The 14,259-nt window shown below is 70.7% G+C and carries 18 protein-coding genes; 8 read left to right on the forward strand and 10 right to left on the reverse strand.

From position 1 onward, the window contains the following. Positions 1 to 8: 8 nt before the first annotated feature. Positions 9 to 884, reverse strand: coding sequence for a LysR family transcriptional regulator (locus tag D457_RS0108725; RefSeq protein ID WP_017580270.1), 876 nt, complete (start codon positions 882 to 884; stop codon positions 9 to 11). Positions 885 to 952: 68 nt separating this feature from the next. Between D457_RS0108725 and D457_RS32155 the strand changes: the two genes are divergently transcribed. Further along, a complete protein-coding gene (locus D457_RS32155) occupies positions 953 to 1,867 on the forward strand; it encodes an EamA family transporter (protein ID WP_017580271.1) in 915 nt (304 codons plus the stop codon). Between the two features lie 27 nt (positions 1,868 to 1,894). On the opposite strand, the gene D457_RS0108735 is transcribed toward D457_RS32155, so the two are convergent. Further along, positions 1,895 to 2,734, reverse strand: a complete 840-nt coding sequence (locus tag D457_RS0108735) for an alpha/beta fold hydrolase (protein WP_017580272.1) — start codon at positions 2,732 to 2,734, stop codon at positions 1,895 to 1,897. 156 nt (positions 2,735 to 2,890) lie between these two features. Here D457_RS0108735 and D457_RS0108740 point away from each other — a divergent pair, with 156 nt between their 5' ends. The 3 genes from D457_RS0108740 to D457_RS0108750 all read left to right on the forward strand — a co-directional run bounded on the left by D457_RS0108740 (position 2,891) and on the right by D457_RS0108750 (position 6,516). Then, positions 2,891 to 4,777: an ABC transporter ATP-binding protein gene (locus D457_RS0108740; RefSeq protein ID WP_026116470.1), complete on the forward strand. Its 1,887-nt coding sequence runs from the start codon at positions 2,891 to 2,893 to the stop codon at positions 4,775 to 4,777. A 113-nt stretch (positions 4,778 to 4,890) separates the two neighbouring features. Next, positions 4,891 to 5,598, forward strand: a complete 708-nt coding sequence (locus tag D457_RS0108745; RefSeq protein ID WP_017580274.1) for a GNAT family N-acetyltransferase — start codon at positions 4,891 to 4,893, stop codon at positions 5,596 to 5,598. A gap of 192 nt (positions 5,599 to 5,790) precedes the next feature. After that, positions 5,791 to 6,516, forward strand: a complete 726-nt coding sequence (locus tag D457_RS0108750; protein WP_017580275.1) for an SDR family oxidoreductase — start codon at positions 5,791 to 5,793, stop codon at positions 6,514 to 6,516. A gap of 42 nt (positions 6,517 to 6,558) precedes the next feature. On the opposite strand, the gene D457_RS0108755 is transcribed toward D457_RS0108750, so the two are convergent. The 6 genes from D457_RS0108755 to D457_RS0108780 all read right to left on the reverse strand — a co-directional run bounded on the left by D457_RS0108755 (position 6,559) and on the right by D457_RS0108780 (position 10,192). Further along, a complete protein-coding gene (locus D457_RS0108755; RefSeq protein ID WP_026116472.1) occupies positions 6,559 to 7,779 on the reverse strand; it encodes an acyltransferase family protein in 1,221 nt (406 codons plus the stop codon). Positions 7,780 to 7,819: 40 nt separating this feature from the next. Then, on the reverse strand, positions 7,820 to 8,440 hold the full coding sequence (locus D457_RS0108760) for a TetR/AcrR family transcriptional regulator (protein ID WP_017580277.1): 621 nt from the start codon (positions 8,438 to 8,440) through the stop codon (positions 7,820 to 7,822). Between the two features lie 87 nt (positions 8,441 to 8,527). Beyond that, positions 8,528 to 8,905 carry a VOC family protein gene (locus D457_RS0108765; protein WP_017580278.1) on the reverse strand — a complete coding sequence of 126 codons (378 nt, stop codon included), beginning with the start codon at positions 8,903 to 8,905 and terminating at the stop codon, positions 8,528 to 8,530. Between the two features lie 98 nt (positions 8,906 to 9,003). After that, the gene (gene crcB / locus D457_RS0108770; RefSeq protein ID WP_017580279.1) at positions 9,004 to 9,399 is read right to left on the reverse strand and encodes a fluoride efflux transporter CrcB; all 396 of its coding nucleotides are present in this window, start codon (positions 9,397 to 9,399) and stop codon (positions 9,004 to 9,006) included. Beyond that, positions 9,396 to 9,740: a DUF190 domain-containing protein gene (locus D457_RS0108775; RefSeq protein WP_017580280.1), complete on the reverse strand. Its 345-nt coding sequence runs from the start codon at positions 9,738 to 9,740 to the stop codon at positions 9,396 to 9,398. Before D457_RS0108775 ends, crcB begins: the two co-directional genes overlap by 4 nt. Beyond that, positions 9,740 to 10,192 (reverse strand): fluoride efflux transporter FluC, encoded by a 453-nt coding sequence (locus tag D457_RS0108780; RefSeq protein WP_017580281.1) that lies wholly within the window; start codon positions 10,190 to 10,192, stop codon positions 9,740 to 9,742. Before D457_RS0108780 ends, D457_RS0108775 begins: the two co-directional genes overlap by 1 nt. 201 nt (positions 10,193 to 10,393) lie before the next feature. Here D457_RS0108780 and D457_RS0108785 point away from each other — a divergent pair, with 201 nt between their 5' ends. The 3 genes from D457_RS0108785 to D457_RS0108795 all read left to right on the forward strand — a co-directional run bounded on the left by D457_RS0108785 (position 10,394) and on the right by D457_RS0108795 (position 12,680). After that, on the forward strand, positions 10,394 to 11,053 hold the full coding sequence (locus tag D457_RS0108785) for a class I SAM-dependent methyltransferase (protein WP_026116473.1): 660 nt from the start codon (positions 10,394 to 10,396) through the stop codon (positions 11,051 to 11,053). 114 nt (positions 11,054 to 11,167) lie between these two features. Continuing rightward, positions 11,168 to 11,770 carry a class I SAM-dependent methyltransferase gene (locus D457_RS0108790; RefSeq protein ID WP_017580283.1) on the forward strand — a complete coding sequence of 201 codons (603 nt, stop codon included), beginning with the start codon at positions 11,168 to 11,170 and terminating at the stop codon, positions 11,768 to 11,770. Positions 11,771 to 11,993: 223 nt separating this feature from the next. After that, entirely contained in the window at positions 11,994 to 12,680 is a 687-nt protein-coding gene (locus D457_RS0108795; protein ID WP_017580284.1) for a DUF4287 domain-containing protein, read from the forward strand. A 68-nt stretch (positions 12,681 to 12,748) separates the two neighbouring features. Here the strand turns inward: D457_RS0108795 and D457_RS0108800 are convergent, their stop codons facing one another. Both D457_RS0108800 and D457_RS0108805 read right to left on the reverse strand, forming a co-directional pair. Further along, entirely contained in the window at positions 12,749 to 13,300 is a 552-nt protein-coding gene (locus tag D457_RS0108800) for an NUDIX hydrolase (protein WP_026116474.1), read from the reverse strand. 59 nt (positions 13,301 to 13,359) lie between these two features. Beyond that, positions 13,360 to 13,782, reverse strand: a complete 423-nt coding sequence (locus D457_RS0108805) for a RidA family protein (protein ID WP_017580286.1) — start codon at positions 13,780 to 13,782, stop codon at positions 13,360 to 13,362. A gap of 80 nt (positions 13,783 to 13,862) precedes the next feature. Between D457_RS0108805 and D457_RS0108810 the strand changes: the two genes are divergently transcribed. Then, complete coding sequence (locus D457_RS0108810; protein ID WP_017580287.1) at positions 13,863 to 14,234, forward strand: winged helix-turn-helix transcriptional regulator; 372 nt, start codon at positions 13,863 to 13,865, stop codon at positions 14,232 to 14,234. Positions 14,235 to 14,259: the final 25 nt, after the last annotated feature.

Genomic DNA, 14,259 nt, shown 5'->3' on the forward strand with positions numbered 1-14,259 from the left:
CGGGGCCGTCAGCGCCCCTTCGCCCCGTGCGGACTCTTCCGGTACAGCTCCGAAAGCAGTGCCACGGCGGCGTGCGTGGCCGGGTGCGGGTCGTGCCGCCGCCAGACCAGCCGCACCGGGATGAGCGGGGCATCACGCAGCGGCCGGAAGACGATGCCGTCGCGCCGGTACTGGGTGGCGGTGCTCTCCGGGGTGATACCGACCGCCCGCCCGGTGGCGATCTCCGCCAACCAGTCGTCGATGTCGTTGACGTGTTCCATGACCGGGCGCGCGCCCGCCGACCACAGGTCGGCGGTGGTGGTCCCGGTGCGCCGGTCGAACAGCAGCAGTCTTTCGGAGAGTTCGGCCAGGCGCAGCGAGCGGCGCCGCGCCCAGGGATCGTCGGCGGCCATCGCGCAGTGCCGCCGCTCGTGCCCGACCACCGCGCTGTCGAAGCGCTTGCCGTCGAAGGCCGCCCGCACCACCGCCAGGTCGCACAACCCTTCGGCCAGCCCGCCGGTGGGGGTGTTGGTACGGATCAGGTGCAGGGCCACGTCCGGGTATAGGTCGGCCCAGCGGCGCTGGAACTCGGCGGTGTGGCGGCCCACCGCCGACCAGGCGTGCCCCACCCGCAGCCGGGTGTGCCCGGTGCTGGCCTCGCTGACCAGGTTGTCGGCCTCGGACAGCAGGTGACGGGCGCGGGCCAGCACCTGAACCCCCGCCGTGGTCGGGGTGACGTTGCGGCTGGTGCGGTGCAGCAGCCGTGCCCCGAGGATGCCCTCCAGCGCGGCCAGGGTCCGTGACACCGCCGCCTGGGAGACCCCGAGTTCGAGAGCGGCGTCGCTGAAGCTGCCGGTGTCCACGATCGCCACGAGGCAGCGCAGGTGACGGAGTTCGAGATCCATGACTCCAGCGTATAGATGCTCACTCATATGCATTTTGCGTATGTGAGAGTTGGGCGGATGCTCGCCCCATGACGACTTCCACCGACACCGGACAGAGCGAGCACGGCACCACGGGGACCGGCACGGGTACGGGTTCGCGGAGCTTGCGGGGCATGGCCGTGATGCTGCTGGGCGGCACCTCCAACCAGGTCGGCGCGGCCACCGGCGCCCTGGCCTTCCCGGTGATCGGACCGGTCGGGGTGGTGGCCGTCCGCCAGTGGGTGGCGGGCGTGGTGCTGATGGCGGTGGGGCGGCCCCGGCTGCGTTCGTTCACGTGGGCGCAGTGGTGGCCGGTGCTGTCGATGGCGGTGGTGTTCGGGTCGATGAACCTGGCCCTGTACCTGGCCATCGACCGCATCGGGCTGGGGCTGGCGGTCACCCTGGAGTTCCTCGGTCCGCTGGCGGTGGCCCTGGCCGCCTCGCGCCGCTGGACCGACCTGGCGTGCGCGCTGGTGGCCGGTGGCGCGGTGGTGGTCCTGATGCGCCCGCAGCCCTCCACCGACTACTTCGGGATCGCTCTGGCCCTGGTCGCGGCCGCTTGCTGGGCGGGTTACATCCTGCTCAACCGGACGGTGGGGCAGCGCCTGCCGGGTATCGAGGGCTCGGCGGCGGCCGCGGGGGTCTCGGCGCTGGTGTTCGTGCCGGTTGGTATCGCCGTGCTGTACCTGAACCCGCCCACACTGGTGGCACTGGCCTGCGCGGCCGTGGCGGGCGTGCTCTCCTCGATGGTGCCGTTCCTGGGCGACCTGTACGCGCTGCGCCGGGTCCCGGCCCGTTTCTTCGGGCTGTTCATGAGCGTCCATCCGGTGATGGCGTCGCTGGCGGGCTGGCTGGTGCTGGACCAGACCCTGCACTGGGTGGAGGGGGTGGCGATCCTGGCGATCGTGGCCGCCAACGCGGTCAGCGCCGGAACGGTCGGCCGGGGCGGGGCGGAGCGCGGCTGAACCGCCCCGCTCGGGCGTCCGACGCTCTCAGCCCCGCAGGAACACCAGGAGCGGGTCGGTCTGGCCCATGACGGCGTGGCCGACCCCGGGCAGCACCCGCACCTGTGCGTGCGGGACGCACTCGCCGAAGCGGCGGGCGGTTCGGGCGGAGTCGAACATCCGGTCGCGCTCGCCCACGGTCACCTGGATCGGAAGCTCCAGCCCGCGCAGGGCCTCGTCCGGGAAGATAGGAAGGTGTTCGGTGCGCGGGCGGAACTGGTCGAAGTTCTCGATCACCGCCTCCAGTACCGCCCGGTCCCCGGCTTGGTCCAAGCCGGTCATCAACCGGGCGGACAGGCGTTTGCCCCGGTGGCCGAACAGGCTCAGCAGGGCCGCGCCCAGTATCCGCCACTGCCGCTGGGCACCCACTCCTCCAGGGCACAACAGAGACAGCCGGGTGAGCCGGCCGGGGCGGCGGATCGCGTAGTCGAGCGCCGTCCAGCCACCCAGGGACACCCCCACCAGCGCGGCGCTCTCCAGACCGAGCCCCGCGAAGACGTCGTCCAGCCACAGTGCGCTGGCGCCGGCGGACAGGTCGGGGCGGGAGGGTGCACTCAGGCCGGGTTCGCCGACCAGGTCCACCGCGTACACCCGGAAGTGCTCCGACCAGGCGGGCAGGTCCGCGAACCAGGCGCTGCTGTTGGCTCCCGAACCGTGCAGCAGCACCAGTGGCGCGGCCTGCTCGGCGCCGCAGGCGAGCACGAAGGTCCTTCCCTCCCGGGTGGGCACGTACAGCTGTCGGGCAGGGACCGGTCCGTCAGCCAGGGCCTGGCGGTACCGCTCCTGGAGCCGTAGCCCCGCAGCCTCGGTTCGATAGATCGAACTCATGCCATGCGACCTCTCTATAGTTCCTAAAAATACTCTAACCTTCCCTGAATGAGAGACGCAAAGGGAATTAAAGGGAATCTTCTTTGGCGGTTGACCTCAACTAATGTTGAGGTCTTACGGTTCAGGGGTAACCAAACGAACGGACCGGTGAACCCCATGAGCATGGAAATGGCAGCGTGGAACTCGATCTACCACGCAATGCACGCGCAAGAGGACCAGCGGCCCTTCTCCCTGCCGGTCCTACGCAGAATCGCCTCCTTCGCCCGCCCCCACTCCCGCCAACTCGGCTGGTTCCTCGCCCTGAGCGTGTTCATGGCCGCCCTCGCCGTGGCCTCTCCGCTGCTGGCAGGTGAGGTCGTCAACGCCATCGTCGGCGGATCGGCCCTCAACCCCATCCTCTTCCTGGCCGGGCTCATCGCCCTGGTCGCGATCGCCGAAGCCGGACTGGCCCTGATCGTGCGGTGGCTGTCCGCCCGCATCGGCGAAGGCCTCATCCTGGACCTGCGCACCACCGTCTACGACCACGTCCAAAGCATGCCGGTCGCCTTCTTCACCCGGACCCGCACCGGCGCCCTGGTCAGCCGGCTCAACAACGACGTCATCGGCGCCCAACGCGCCTTCAGCGACGTCCTGTCCGGGGTGATGAGCAACCTCGTCACCCTGCTCCTGGCCCTGGTCGTCATGATGACCCTGTCCTGGCAGATCACCCTGATCGCGCTCCTGCTCCTGCCGGTCTTCGTCCTGCCCGCCCGCCGCATGGGCGCCCGCCTGGCCAGGATCGAACGCGAACGCACCATCCACAACGCCGCCATGGGCACCCAGATGACCGAGCGCTTCTCCGCGCCCGGCGCCACCCTGGTCAAGCTCTTCGGCCGACCCGACGAGGAGTCCGCCGAGTTCGCCCGCCGCGCCAGCCGCGTCCGCGACATCGGCGTGCGCACGGCCATGGTCCAGGAGGTGTTCTTCACCGCCCTGACCCTGGTCTCCGCGCTCGCCCTCGCCCTGGTCTACGGCCTGGGCGGCTTCTACGCCCTGCGCGGCCAGCTCGACGCCGGAACCGTCGTGGCCATGGGCATGCTCCTCACCCGCCTGTACGCCCCCTTGACCGCCCTGGCCAGCGCCCGGGTGGAGGTCATGAGCGCCCTGGTCAGCTTCAGCCGGGTCTTCGAAGTCCTCGACCTCGAACCGCTGGTGGACGAGAAACCGGACGCGCGCCCGGTCCCCGCCGGACCGGTCTCCCTGGAGTTCGACGACGTCACCTTCGGCTACCCCACCGCCGACAAGGTCTCCCTGGCCTCTCTGGAGGAGGTCGCCACCCTGGACACCACCGAACACGGCCCGGTCCTGCGCGAGGTGTCCTTCCGCGTCGAACCCGGCCAGACCGTGGCCCTGGTCGGCTCCTCCGGCGCGGGAAAATCCACCATCGCCCAGCTCACCCCGCGCCTGTACGACGTCGACGAGGGCACCGTCCGCCTGGCCGGAACGGACGTGCGCGACCTCACCTTCGACTCCATCCGAGCCACCCTGGGCATGGTCACCCAGGACGGCCACCTGTTCCACGAGTCCATCCGCGCCAACCTGCGCCTGGGCGCCCCCGAAGCCAGCGACGAACAGATCTGGGACGCCCTGCGCCGCGCCCGCCTGGCCACCCTGGTCGCCGACCTGCCCGACGGCCTGGACACGGTGGTCGGCGAACGCGGCTACCGCTTCTCCGGCGGCGAACGCCAGCGCCTGACCATCGCCCGGCTCCTCCTGGCCGGACCCGAGGTGGTCATCCTCGACGAGGCCACCTCCGCCCTGGACTCCACCTCCGAGGCCGCCGTCCAGGCTGCCCTGGCCGAAGCCCTGGAGGGGCGCACCGCCCTGGTCATCGCCCACCGGCTGTCCACCATCCGCGCCGCCGACGCCATCCTCGTGGTCGAGGCCGGACGGATCGTCGAGCGCGGCACCCACACCGAGCTGCTGGCCCGCGGCGGACGCTACGCCGAACTCCACCGGACCCAGTTCGCCAGCGGCGACCCCGAGCCGGTCACGACCGGGTAGGGGCCTCCCAGAGCCCGCGCACGGTTCCCGTCCCCCGGTGGCGGCCACACCGGGGGACGGCCATGTTCGGCCACGGGCGACCACGGAGCGGGCCCGGTGGGGAGGATGGAGGCATGGCCTCGAGCGCACCACGCCCTTCCGCACCGCCCCGTCGCCCCTTCTCCCCCTCCTCGTCCTCTTCCCGCGCCTCCTCCCGGGTCCGCCGACTGGTCGGACACTGGGTACACGGCTGGGCCCTGACCCGGGGCGTACCCGCCCCGGTACGGGTTCCGCACGGACACCGGCTCGACGTGGGGGTGCCCGGCCACCGTGTCCGGCACGTACTGCCCGATGCCCGCCGTGCGGCTGAGCTCTCCCGTTTCCTGTCTGCCCCGGACAGCTGGCTCAAGGTGTGCGGACCGCGGGAGGAGGCCCTCGCGGCCCTGGACCCGCGCTGGCGGGTCGGGGGGCCCGAGTACCTCATGTGTGTGGAACTCTCACCCGTTCCGGTACCGGTACCGGAGCCCTACGCCTACCGGCCCAACCGCAACGGCACCCACCGCCGGGGCCGGGTGCTGACCCCCGAGGGCACCACGGCGGCCAGCGCGCTGATGTCGACCCACGAGGACACGGCGGTCTTCGACAAGGTGATCACCGAACCCGAGCACCAGCGGCACGGCCTGGCCAGGGCGGTCATGAACGCCCTGGGCCGCACAGCCCGGGCCCAGGGCGTGTACACCGGTCTGCTGGTGGCCACCGAGGACGGCCACGGCCTGTACGAACACCTGGGTTGGGAGGTGGTCTGCGAGGTCACCCCGGCCCACCTGACCCGCTGCCCCTAAGATCCGTCGCCCCGTGCCTGCCTCGCCGGCGTGGTCGGCCACGTCCTTGGCGTGCTTCTCGGGGTCGTCGGCGCGGTAGAGCCCACCGGCGAGCATGCGTTCCTCTCGACTGGCCACGGGCCCTTCCAGCGGTGTGACCGTACGCCCCCAAACCCGTGGCCCTGGGCTGAGCCATGTGCCAGGATGCCCGTCATGCAGGCGAACGAGGCACGAGAGACACCCTCTGCCGGGGGCACCGTCCTGGTGAGCGGGGCGACGGGCGGGATCGGCACGGCGCTGGTGGAGGCTCTGATCCGGAAGGGGAGGACGGTGGTGGCTCTGGGCCGTGACGCCGACCGCCTCGCCGAGCTCTCTGATGAGCATTCGCTGGTGCGCCCGCTGCGCGCCGACCTGCGCCACCCCGAGTCCCTCGCCGATGTGGTGGCCGACCTCCCGGAACTGGCGGAACTGGACGCGTTCGTGCACTGCGCCGGGGTCTCCCCGGTCGCCTCGGTCGCGGACTCCCCGGCGGATCTGTGGTGGGAGGTACTGGCGGTCAACCTGGTCTCGGCCGCCGAACTCACCCGCCTGCTGCTGCCCGCCCTGCGCGCCAACCGAGGGCACGTGGTCCTGGTCAACGCCTCCCCCGGCCTGCACGCGGTGCCGGACTGGTCGGCCTTCGCCGCGAGCAAGGCGGGCCTGAGCGAGCTGGCGGGCTCCCTGCGCCAGGAGGAGGGACCGCACGGGGTCCGGGTGACCAGCGTCCACCCCGGCGCAACCGCCACCGAACTGCTGCGCGAGGTCCGCGGTGCGTTCGGACGCGACTACGACCCCGCGGCGTGCATCCAGCCCGCCACCCTGGCCCGGGCCGTCGTCCAGGCCCTGGATCTGCCGCGCGACGCCCAGATCACCGAACTCCACCTGCGCCCGGGACCCTGAACAGGGCGGGCACGGGTGGAGGGGCTCAGGCCGGTTCCGGGATCACAGGATGCGCTTGACCCCCGGGATCGCGCGGACGGCACCGGCAACGGCCCAGCACAGGGGCACGGACAGGGCGGCCAGCCCGAAGAACTTGACCAGAGCGCCGGCCTCCCAGCCGCTCAGTGCCACCCCGACCCAGACCAGCACCACGGAGTGAAGGACGTAAACCGCGAAGGCGTTGTCGGCGAGGAACTTCAGGAAGCGGTTGCTCCGGTTGAGGAAGCGCCGGAAGAACACCACCAGCGCCAACATCACGCCCATGGCGAAGAAGGTCTCCACCGGGACGCCGACCATCGACTGCCAGGTGCGGGGGACCATGGCCGCCTCACCGAGGACGATCACCGACGCCCCCAGGCCGATCAGGCTCACCAACGCGACGGCCAGGCCGCCCCAGCCGGCCGAGTTCGGCAGCCGAATCAGCCAGTTCCGGCGGTAGGCGAACACACCCAGGGCGAACAGGGCGGCGTACTGGGGCAGGTAGCCCGGGCTGGGCAGCCCCACGATCGGCCAGTACGAGGCGGGGAAGGCGTACCGCCAGGCGATGGTGACCAGGGCCAGGCCCACCGCGAAGAGCATGAACGGGACGAACCAGCCCATGCCAAACCAGTTCAGCGGGGCGGTGTTGGCGGGACGCTCCGCCCGCGCCGCCACCCCGGCCCCCGCGTCGAACCCGGTCACGTCGACCACCGTGGTGGAGCGGCGCTCGCGGAATCGGCGGATCAGCACGTAGACCAGGCTCATCACCAGCAGGACCTCGGCGAACCACAGCGGCCCGGGGGCGATCGTGAACAGGTAGAACAGCCAGTACGGCAGGTCGGGCTCGGTGGCCAGCAGTGTCGTGTAACTGGGCGCCGAGGCCAGAGGGCGCAGCAGGATTACGAACAGCAGCAGGGGCACGCCCAGGCGCACCAGGCGTTCACGCGTGAACCCGCGTCGGCCCCGGCGATCCGCCGCCCCGGGTACGAAGTAACCGGCGAGCAGGAAGAACATGCCCATGAAGAAGGTCTGGTTGAGGATGATGAACAGGTCCAGAGCATGCCCGCTGGGGTCCTGCGCGGGCTCGATGTAGAACCAGAGCGGGATGTTGCTGTAGGTGAGAGCCGCGTGGTGCAGGACGACCAGGACGGTCAGCACGACCCGCAGGTTGTCGACGAAGAACAGGCGCGCCCGGGTGGTCGGCCCCGGAGCCATGGTGGTTGGTGGTGCCTTCTGCTGTGTCATGACGCCCTCGTTGGTCGGGGTGTGCGAGGGCCAGTGGCGTTCAGTCGGCTCGGGTGGCACGGACCAGGAGTTCGCCCAGTTCGTCGGCGTGCGCGAGCAGGTCGTGGTCGGGGTTGACCCGCCAGTACTCGAACATGGCGTCGATGGACGCCTGTTGGCTGACCGCCATCACCCGCGCGTCGAAGTCGCGGAGCTCCCCGCTCTCCTGGCCTCTCCGGTAGAGCCCCTCCAGGGACTCGTAGAGCGGTTCGGCCTGGCGTCCCCCGAACCGGGGGTTGCCTTCGGCGTCACGCGCGTGGATGAAGACCTGGGCGACGGCCGCCAGGCGACCGCGGTGTGCCAGTCCGTACTCGGCCACGCTCCGCACGTGTGTGCGCAGCATCGCCGAGGCGCTGTCCTGGGCCAGGATCCGGGGGACGACCGTCTCCGCGATCTCCGTGTAGACGCCCGTCACCACCTGATCCATCAGCTCGTCCTTGCCGTTGAAGTGGTAGGAGATCACGCCTTTGCTGATCCCCGCCGTCCGCGCGATCCGGGCCAGGGAGGCGTTGGGGTAGCCCACCTCGGCGATGGTCTCGATCGCCGCCTCGATGATCTGCGCCCGCCGCGCCTCCTCGATGAAGGACCGCTTCTGGCCATCTGGCTTATTTTCTGACTGCATGGCCAGAATCTAACACGAACGGCCAGAATGCCATGGGGGATGGCCCTGAACACACCCTGAACCGGATCCCCTGGCCCTCGGGGCGAGCTAGTCGTCGATCAGGCAGAACTCGTTGCCCTCGGGGTCGGCCAGCACCACCAGATCGGGGTGGCGGGCCACCACCGAGGCGCCCAGAGCCAGCAGCCGCTCCAGCTCCGCACCGTCGCCGACCAGGTCAACGTGCATGCGGTTCTTGACGGCCTTGGGATCGGGAACCTTCTGGAAGAAGAAGGACGGGCTCCCGGGCGGACCCTCCACCATCACCTGGGGGTCGTCCTCGGGGTCGAACACCCCTACCGAGCGCAGCCGGGCCAGCTCCTCCTCGTCATAGGGCGCCACGGCGTACCCCTCCATCGCCGCGGCCCAGAACCGGGCCAGCGAGGCGGGATGGCGGCAGTCCAGGACGATGTCGCGCAGTCGGGCCATGTCCAGACCCTAGAGGTGCTCGCAGCGGGCGGACCAGGGGATTTCCCCAGACGGCGCAGGCGCCTTCGGCTCCGGCCACCCGTCGCGGAGGGCCGAGGTCAGAGCGGTGAGGGCTGAGGCCACACCGCGAGCGCCGCCGTCCATCCCAGTACCGCGGCGCCCAACCCGGCCAGGACCGTGACGGCGATGTTGACCAGCGCGTACACGCGGGCCCCGGACTCGGCCAGACGCAGCGTCTCGTAGCTGAAGGTACTGAAGGTGGTCAGTGCCCCGCACAAGCCGGTCCCCACCGCCAGCACCACCAACTCCGGTACCGCTCCGGCGAGCATCCCCGCCATGAGGAACCCAAAGACCAGGGAGCCGATGACGTTGACGGTGAAGGTCCCCCAGGGCATCACCGAGTCATTGCGGCGCTGCACTGCTTGGTCGAGCACGTAGCGCAGGACGGCCCCCACCGCCGCGCCCGCCCCGACGACCGCGAACTCGGCGATCACCGTTCGCCGCCGCGCCCGGTGTAGCGGACGATTTCGACCTCGTCCAAGGTGACCATCCCCTCGGTGACCAGCTCGTCGAGCTGGGGCAGGAAAGCGCGCACGCGTTCGGGCTCGTCGATGATGACCACGGCCAAGGGCAGGTCCTGCGACAGCGACACGATCCGCGTGGTGTGGATGTGGTTGGAGGCCCCGAACCCCTCCAGCCCCTGGAAGACGCTGGCTCCGGCGAGCCCAGCGGCGTGGGCGCGGTGCACGATCTCGGTGTAGAGCGGCTTGTGGTGCCAGGTGTCGCTGTCACCGATGTAGACGGTCAGGCGCAGTGCCGGTCCGGACAGCTCCATCAGCGGGGCTCCTTCACCTTGCGTGCGGTTCGGTTGCGGCGGTAGGCAGCGGTGGCGCGGGTGAGGGTCATCCCCGCCCAGGCCGCCGGCAACGCCGCGGCCAAAGTCACGAACAAATAGACCAGGGCGGTACGTGGCGCGCCCGCGTCCACCAGGGAGACCACGTCCACGGCGTAGGTGGAGAAGGTGGTGAACCCTCCCAGTACCCCTACCCCCAGAAAAGGCCTCAGGAGCCGGTGCGGACGTATGAACTCGGTGATCAGAACGATCATGACCCCAATCGCAAAGGAGCCCGCAACGTTCTCGAAGAACGTGGCCCAGGGAAAACCGGTACCGGTACGCGGGAACAGCACGAGCAGCCCGTAGCGGGCGATTCCGCCTATGGCTCCGCCCGCGGCGACCACCAGCCAGACGTCGATGGTCCCGCGCCACCTCCACGCCCCTCCGGTCACTACCGGCCCTCCCCTGATCGAACAGCTCTCCGCCACCCCATGGCCCTGAGCGCCAACCGGCATACTACGCTCCACAGCCCCTGAACAGCCCGTTGGCGCTTTCGGGTTCCTCTCGTCGGCCAACCTCGCCGGGGGCTGGGCCCGGTTCGGCTGGACCTGACCGCGCCAGCCGAACGTCCCGTGCGCCTCTACCCTGACCGCATGTCCCTGCTGACAACCCTCATCACCCGGCTGGACCGCTTCAACCAACGCCATCCGTGGAGCCACAACGACCTCTACGCGCCGTGGGTGGTGCGCAAGGTCGCGGCCAGCGGGGCGCGCGAGGTCCTGGACGTTGGATGCGGCACCGGGAACCTGCTCGCCCTCCTGCGCCGCCGGGCGGATTCGGTCATAGGACTAGAACCCGATCCGGGCACCGCCGCCATCGCCTCGGCCCGCTTCGCGGACACCCCCGGGGTGACCGTCAACCGGGCGGGCTTCGAGGGCCGAGACCCCGAACGGCGCTGGGACGCCATCACCCTGGTCGCCGTCCTGCACCACCTGCCCCTGGAACCGACCCTGCGCGAGCTGCGCGCCAGCCTGAACCCCGGCGGGCGGCTGGTGGTCGTGGGCTGCCATCGCGACGAAGGACCGGCCGACCAACTGACCGGTCTGGTCTCACTCCTGCTCAACCCGCTCATCGGCCTGCTCAAACATCCCGCCCCGGCCGCCGAACCGCCGCCGCACATGCGCGCGCCCACCGCGGAACCACCGGAGACCCTCGCCCGGATCCGCGCCGCTGCCGCCCGGGAACTGCCCGGCGCACGCGTGCGCAGACGCCTGTTCTGGCGCCACACCCTGGTCTACGACCATCCCGCCTGACCCCCGTCTTTGCCGTTCCCGCAACAAACTTTGCCGCTACCCCCACGGTCGGGGCACCTTGGTGGCGGAGCGGGCCAACCCGCCCCGTTCGCCCCACCACCGAGGAGACCCATCATGGACGCACAGTTCTGGGACAACAGGTACGGCAGCCAGCCCCAGCTCTTCAGCGGCAACCCCAACGGCGTCCTGCTCACGGAACTGACCGACCTGCCGCCCGGACAGGCGCTCGACGTGGGCTGCGGCGAGGGCGCGGACGCGCTGTGGCTGGCCCGACGGGGCTGGCTGGTCACCGCGGTCGACATCTCCCAGGTCGCCCTGAAGCGCGCGGCCACAGCTGGAGCGGACGTCAAGGGGCGGGTGTCGTGGAAACGCGGCGACCTGACCACCGCGCCGCCCCCGGCCAACGCCTTCGACCTGGTCTCGGTCCACTACTTCCCGCTTCCCCGACAGGACGACCACCTCGCACTGCGCGGCCTGCTCTCCGCCGTGGCCCCGGGCGGCACCCTCCTGTTCGTCGGACACGACATCACCGGCCTGCCCGAACGCCTGGACGACGGCCACGTCCCCGCCGACTACTACCAGCCCGCCGAGATCGCCGAACTCCTGGACGCGGACTGGACCGTCACCGTCAATGAGACCCGTCCCCGGGTCGTCCCCCCGCCGCCTGGTTCACACCACACCCACGACACCGTCCTCAGGGCCCGGCGCACACGCTGACCGGGACCCGTCCGACCGCTCGGGGGTGGTGGCCCGGCGGCTGCCGGAGTAACGTGGAAGGCGGCGCGGTCCCGCGCCCAACCTCCGGCCCCGGCGCCCACGCCGTCGGCCCCGCGGAGGCAAAGGGGACCCTGGAGTTCTCGGGACGCCGGTCTGACGTGTGCAGCCCTTCCGGCGGGGCGACGGGAGCGTGGGTTTCGTCGCGGACCGCCGAGGAGCCGCCATGACCAGCAACAAGTCCTTCAAGAGCAGCGTGCGCGCCCGCATGGACAAGACCGGCGAGAGCTACACCGCCGCCCGCGCCCACCTGATCACGGACCCCGAGCCGGCACCGGCTTCCCCCGCCGACCAGCCCACGGGCACCGGCGCCGCCACCATCCGCGAACGCGTCTCCGACGCCAAGCTCGCCGAGGCCACCGGCCGCGACTACGACACGTGGTTCGCGCTGCTGGACGCCTGGGAGGCCACCACCCGCACGCACACCGAGATCGCCGCGTGGCTGGTCCAGGAGCACGACGTGAACGGCTGGTGGGCCCAGACCGTCACCGTCGCCTATGAGCAGCAGCGCGGTCTGCGGGTGCCGGGCCAGAAAAAGGACGGCTTCGCCGCCAGCGCCAGCAAGACCGTGAACGTCCCGGTGGAACGGCTGTTCGCGGCCTTCGCCGACCCCGAGCTGCGCTCCCGCTGGCTGCCCGTGGAGGCTTCCGAGCGCACGGCCAAGCCGGGCAAGAGGTTCACCGCCGACCTGCCCGAGGACACCCGCATCACCGCCACCTTCCAGACCAAGGGCGAGGCGAAGTCGATAGCCGGCATCGAACACACCCGCATCGGCTCCGCCGAGCGCGCCACCGAGTGGAAAACCGACTGGCGCACCTGGCTCGCCGACCTCAAGAAGCTCCTGGAGAGCTAGGGGTCGGTCGGCTCCCGGCCGCCCTGCCCACCCGAAGGGCTTCTTCGGGCCGCTGGGAACACCCCGTACTAGACCCAGACGTAGTTGTCATCGGTGACCGCCGCCAGAGCGGCGTCGGCGACCACCGCGTGCGGGTCGGGCAGGGCGGCCAGGGCCGGTCCGATCAGCGGGAAGAGCGGAAGGTCCGCGGCCCGGCGGTGGTCCACCCATTCGACGATGCCGACCTCGTGGCCGCCGCCGGGCAGTTCGTCGTACTCCTCCACCGCCAGCCCCTGACGAACCTCAGACGTCACGTGCAGACGGTAGATCAGGTGCAGCTTGCGCGGCGGCGGGGTCGGTCCGGGGCGGCTGACCCGCTGGTCCACCACCCACAGCAGCTCCGGTGCGCTGGCCTGGTCCGGGCGCAGATCCAGTTCTTCGGCCAGTTCGCGGCGGAGAGCGGCCGCCAGGTCCTCGCCGGGTTCGACGTTGCCGCCGGGCGGTGTGTAGTGGACCGAGGAGGGCCGGTCGCGGCGGATCAGGGCGACCTCGTTTCCGCAGAACACCAGAGCCCCGACCCGGATCTTGACGCGGGAGAACGGCGCGGGTTCGTCAGGGGAAGACATGGCGGGAGTCGTCATGGGCGCCAGTATGGCGGGGCGGCCCCCGGTCTCACCTGAACCGGGGGCCGCCTCCGGGATCAGTCCAGGACGGCGTAGGCCTCAACCTCGACGAGGACGTCGGGCTCGAAGAGGTAGCTCACCCCGATGGCCGACACGGGAGGCAGCGGCCGCGGGATGCCGAGTTCGTCGGTGACATTCTCGATGCCCCGCATGAACTCGCCCAGCTTCTTCTCGCTGGTGTCGGGGCCCCAGTCGGTGAGGAAGAACCGCAGGCGCACGACATCGGCGAAGGTCGCCCCGGCACCTGCCAGGCCGCGCGCGGCGTTGCGCAGGACCTGTTCGACCTGGCCGGTGAGGTCACCGGTGGCGACGGGTCCGTTGTCACCGTCGCGGGCAATCTGCCCGGCCACGTGCACCTGGCGGGCCCCGGTACCGATCGAGACGTGATGGTAGGGGACGGGCTGGAACATGCCCTCGGGGGTCAGCAGTTGCACGGTCATGGGAAGTCCTTCCGTTGGCACCGAGTAGGTATCCCATGTCTACTTGGTAGCCGAAGGGAACCTCAACGAGACTAGGTATCATGCCGGAAACCACCCCGCCCCAGCCCACCACCCAGATCACCGCGCAGCACCGCGAACTCCTCGACCAGGTACTCGACAAGTGGTCGCTGCAGGTCCTGGACCGCCTGTGTGAAAGCCCTTCCCGCTTCAACGAGCTTCGCCGGGCGATCCCGGTCATCACCCAGAAGTCGCTCACCGCGACCCTGCGGCGCCTGGAGCGCAACGGGATGGTGGACCGGGTCGTCGTGAACACGCGTCCCCTGGCCGTGGAGTACCGGATCTCGCTGCTGGGCAAAACGCTCCAGGACCTCATCGACGCGCTCCTGCGCTGGACCACGGTCACCATGCCCGAGGTCGAGCGGGCCCGCGAGCGCTTCGACGAACACACCTGACCCGGCCGAACGCCCCAGCGTCAGC

The sequence above is a fragment of the Nocardiopsis valliformis DSM 45023 genome, assembly GCF_000340985.1.
Lineage (GTDB): Bacteria > Actinomycetota > Actinomycetes > Streptosporangiales > Streptosporangiaceae > Nocardiopsis > Nocardiopsis exhalans.

Bases quoted from the DNA above. Each gene is read 5' to 3' on its own strand.
- D457_RS0108765 (WP_017580278.1), bottom strand. From the start codon at position 8,905: ATGGCCCGACTGCGCGACATCGTCCTGGACTGCCGCCATCCCGCCTCG.
- D457_RS0108805 (WP_017580286.1), bottom strand. From the start codon at position 13,782: ATGACCGTGCAACTGCTGACCCCCGAGGGCATGTTCCAGCCCGTCCCC.
- D457_RS0108800 (WP_026116474.1), bottom strand. From the start codon at position 13,300: ATGACGACTCCCGCCATGTCTTCCCCTGACGAACCCGCGCCGTTCTCC.
- D457_RS0108790 (WP_017580283.1), top strand. From the start codon at position 11,168: ATGGACGCACAGTTCTGGGACAACAGGTACGGCAGCCAGCCCCAGCTC.
- D457_RS0108795 (WP_017580284.1), top strand. From the start codon at position 11,994: ATGACCAGCAACAAGTCCTTCAAGAGCAGCGTGCGCGCCCGCATGGAC.
- D457_RS0108740 (WP_026116470.1), top strand. From the start codon at position 2,891: ATGAGCATGGAAATGGCAGCGTGGAACTCGATCTACCACGCAATGCAC.
- D457_RS0108725 (WP_017580270.1), bottom strand. From the start codon at position 884: ATGGATCTCGAACTCCGTCACCTGCGCTGCCTCGTGGCGATCGTGGAC.
- D457_RS0108775 (WP_017580280.1), bottom strand. From the start codon at position 9,740: ATGGAGCTGTCCGGACCGGCACTGCGCCTGACCGTCTACATCGGTGAC.
- D457_RS0108745 (WP_017580274.1), top strand. From the start codon at position 4,891: ATGGCCTCGAGCGCACCACGCCCTTCCGCACCGCCCCGTCGCCCCTTC.
- D457_RS0108810 (WP_017580287.1), top strand. From the start codon at position 13,863: ATGCCGGAAACCACCCCGCCCCAGCCCACCACCCAGATCACCGCGCAG.
- D457_RS32155 (WP_017580271.1), top strand. From the start codon at position 953: ATGACGACTTCCACCGACACCGGACAGAGCGAGCACGGCACCACGGGG.
- D457_RS0108785 (WP_026116473.1), top strand. From the start codon at position 10,394: ATGTCCCTGCTGACAACCCTCATCACCCGGCTGGACCGCTTCAACCAA.
- D457_RS0108760 (WP_017580277.1), bottom strand. From the start codon at position 8,440: ATGCAGTCAGAAAATAAGCCAGATGGCCAGAAGCGGTCCTTCATCGAG.
- D457_RS0108750 (WP_017580275.1), top strand. From the start codon at position 5,791: ATGCAGGCGAACGAGGCACGAGAGACACCCTCTGCCGGGGGCACCGTC.
- D457_RS0108735 (WP_017580272.1), bottom strand. From the start codon at position 2,734: ATGAGTTCGATCTATCGAACCGAGGCTGCGGGGCTACGGCTCCAGGAG.
- D457_RS0108755 (WP_026116472.1), bottom strand. From the start codon at position 7,779: ATGACACAGCAGAAGGCACCACCAACCACCATGGCTCCGGGGCCGACC.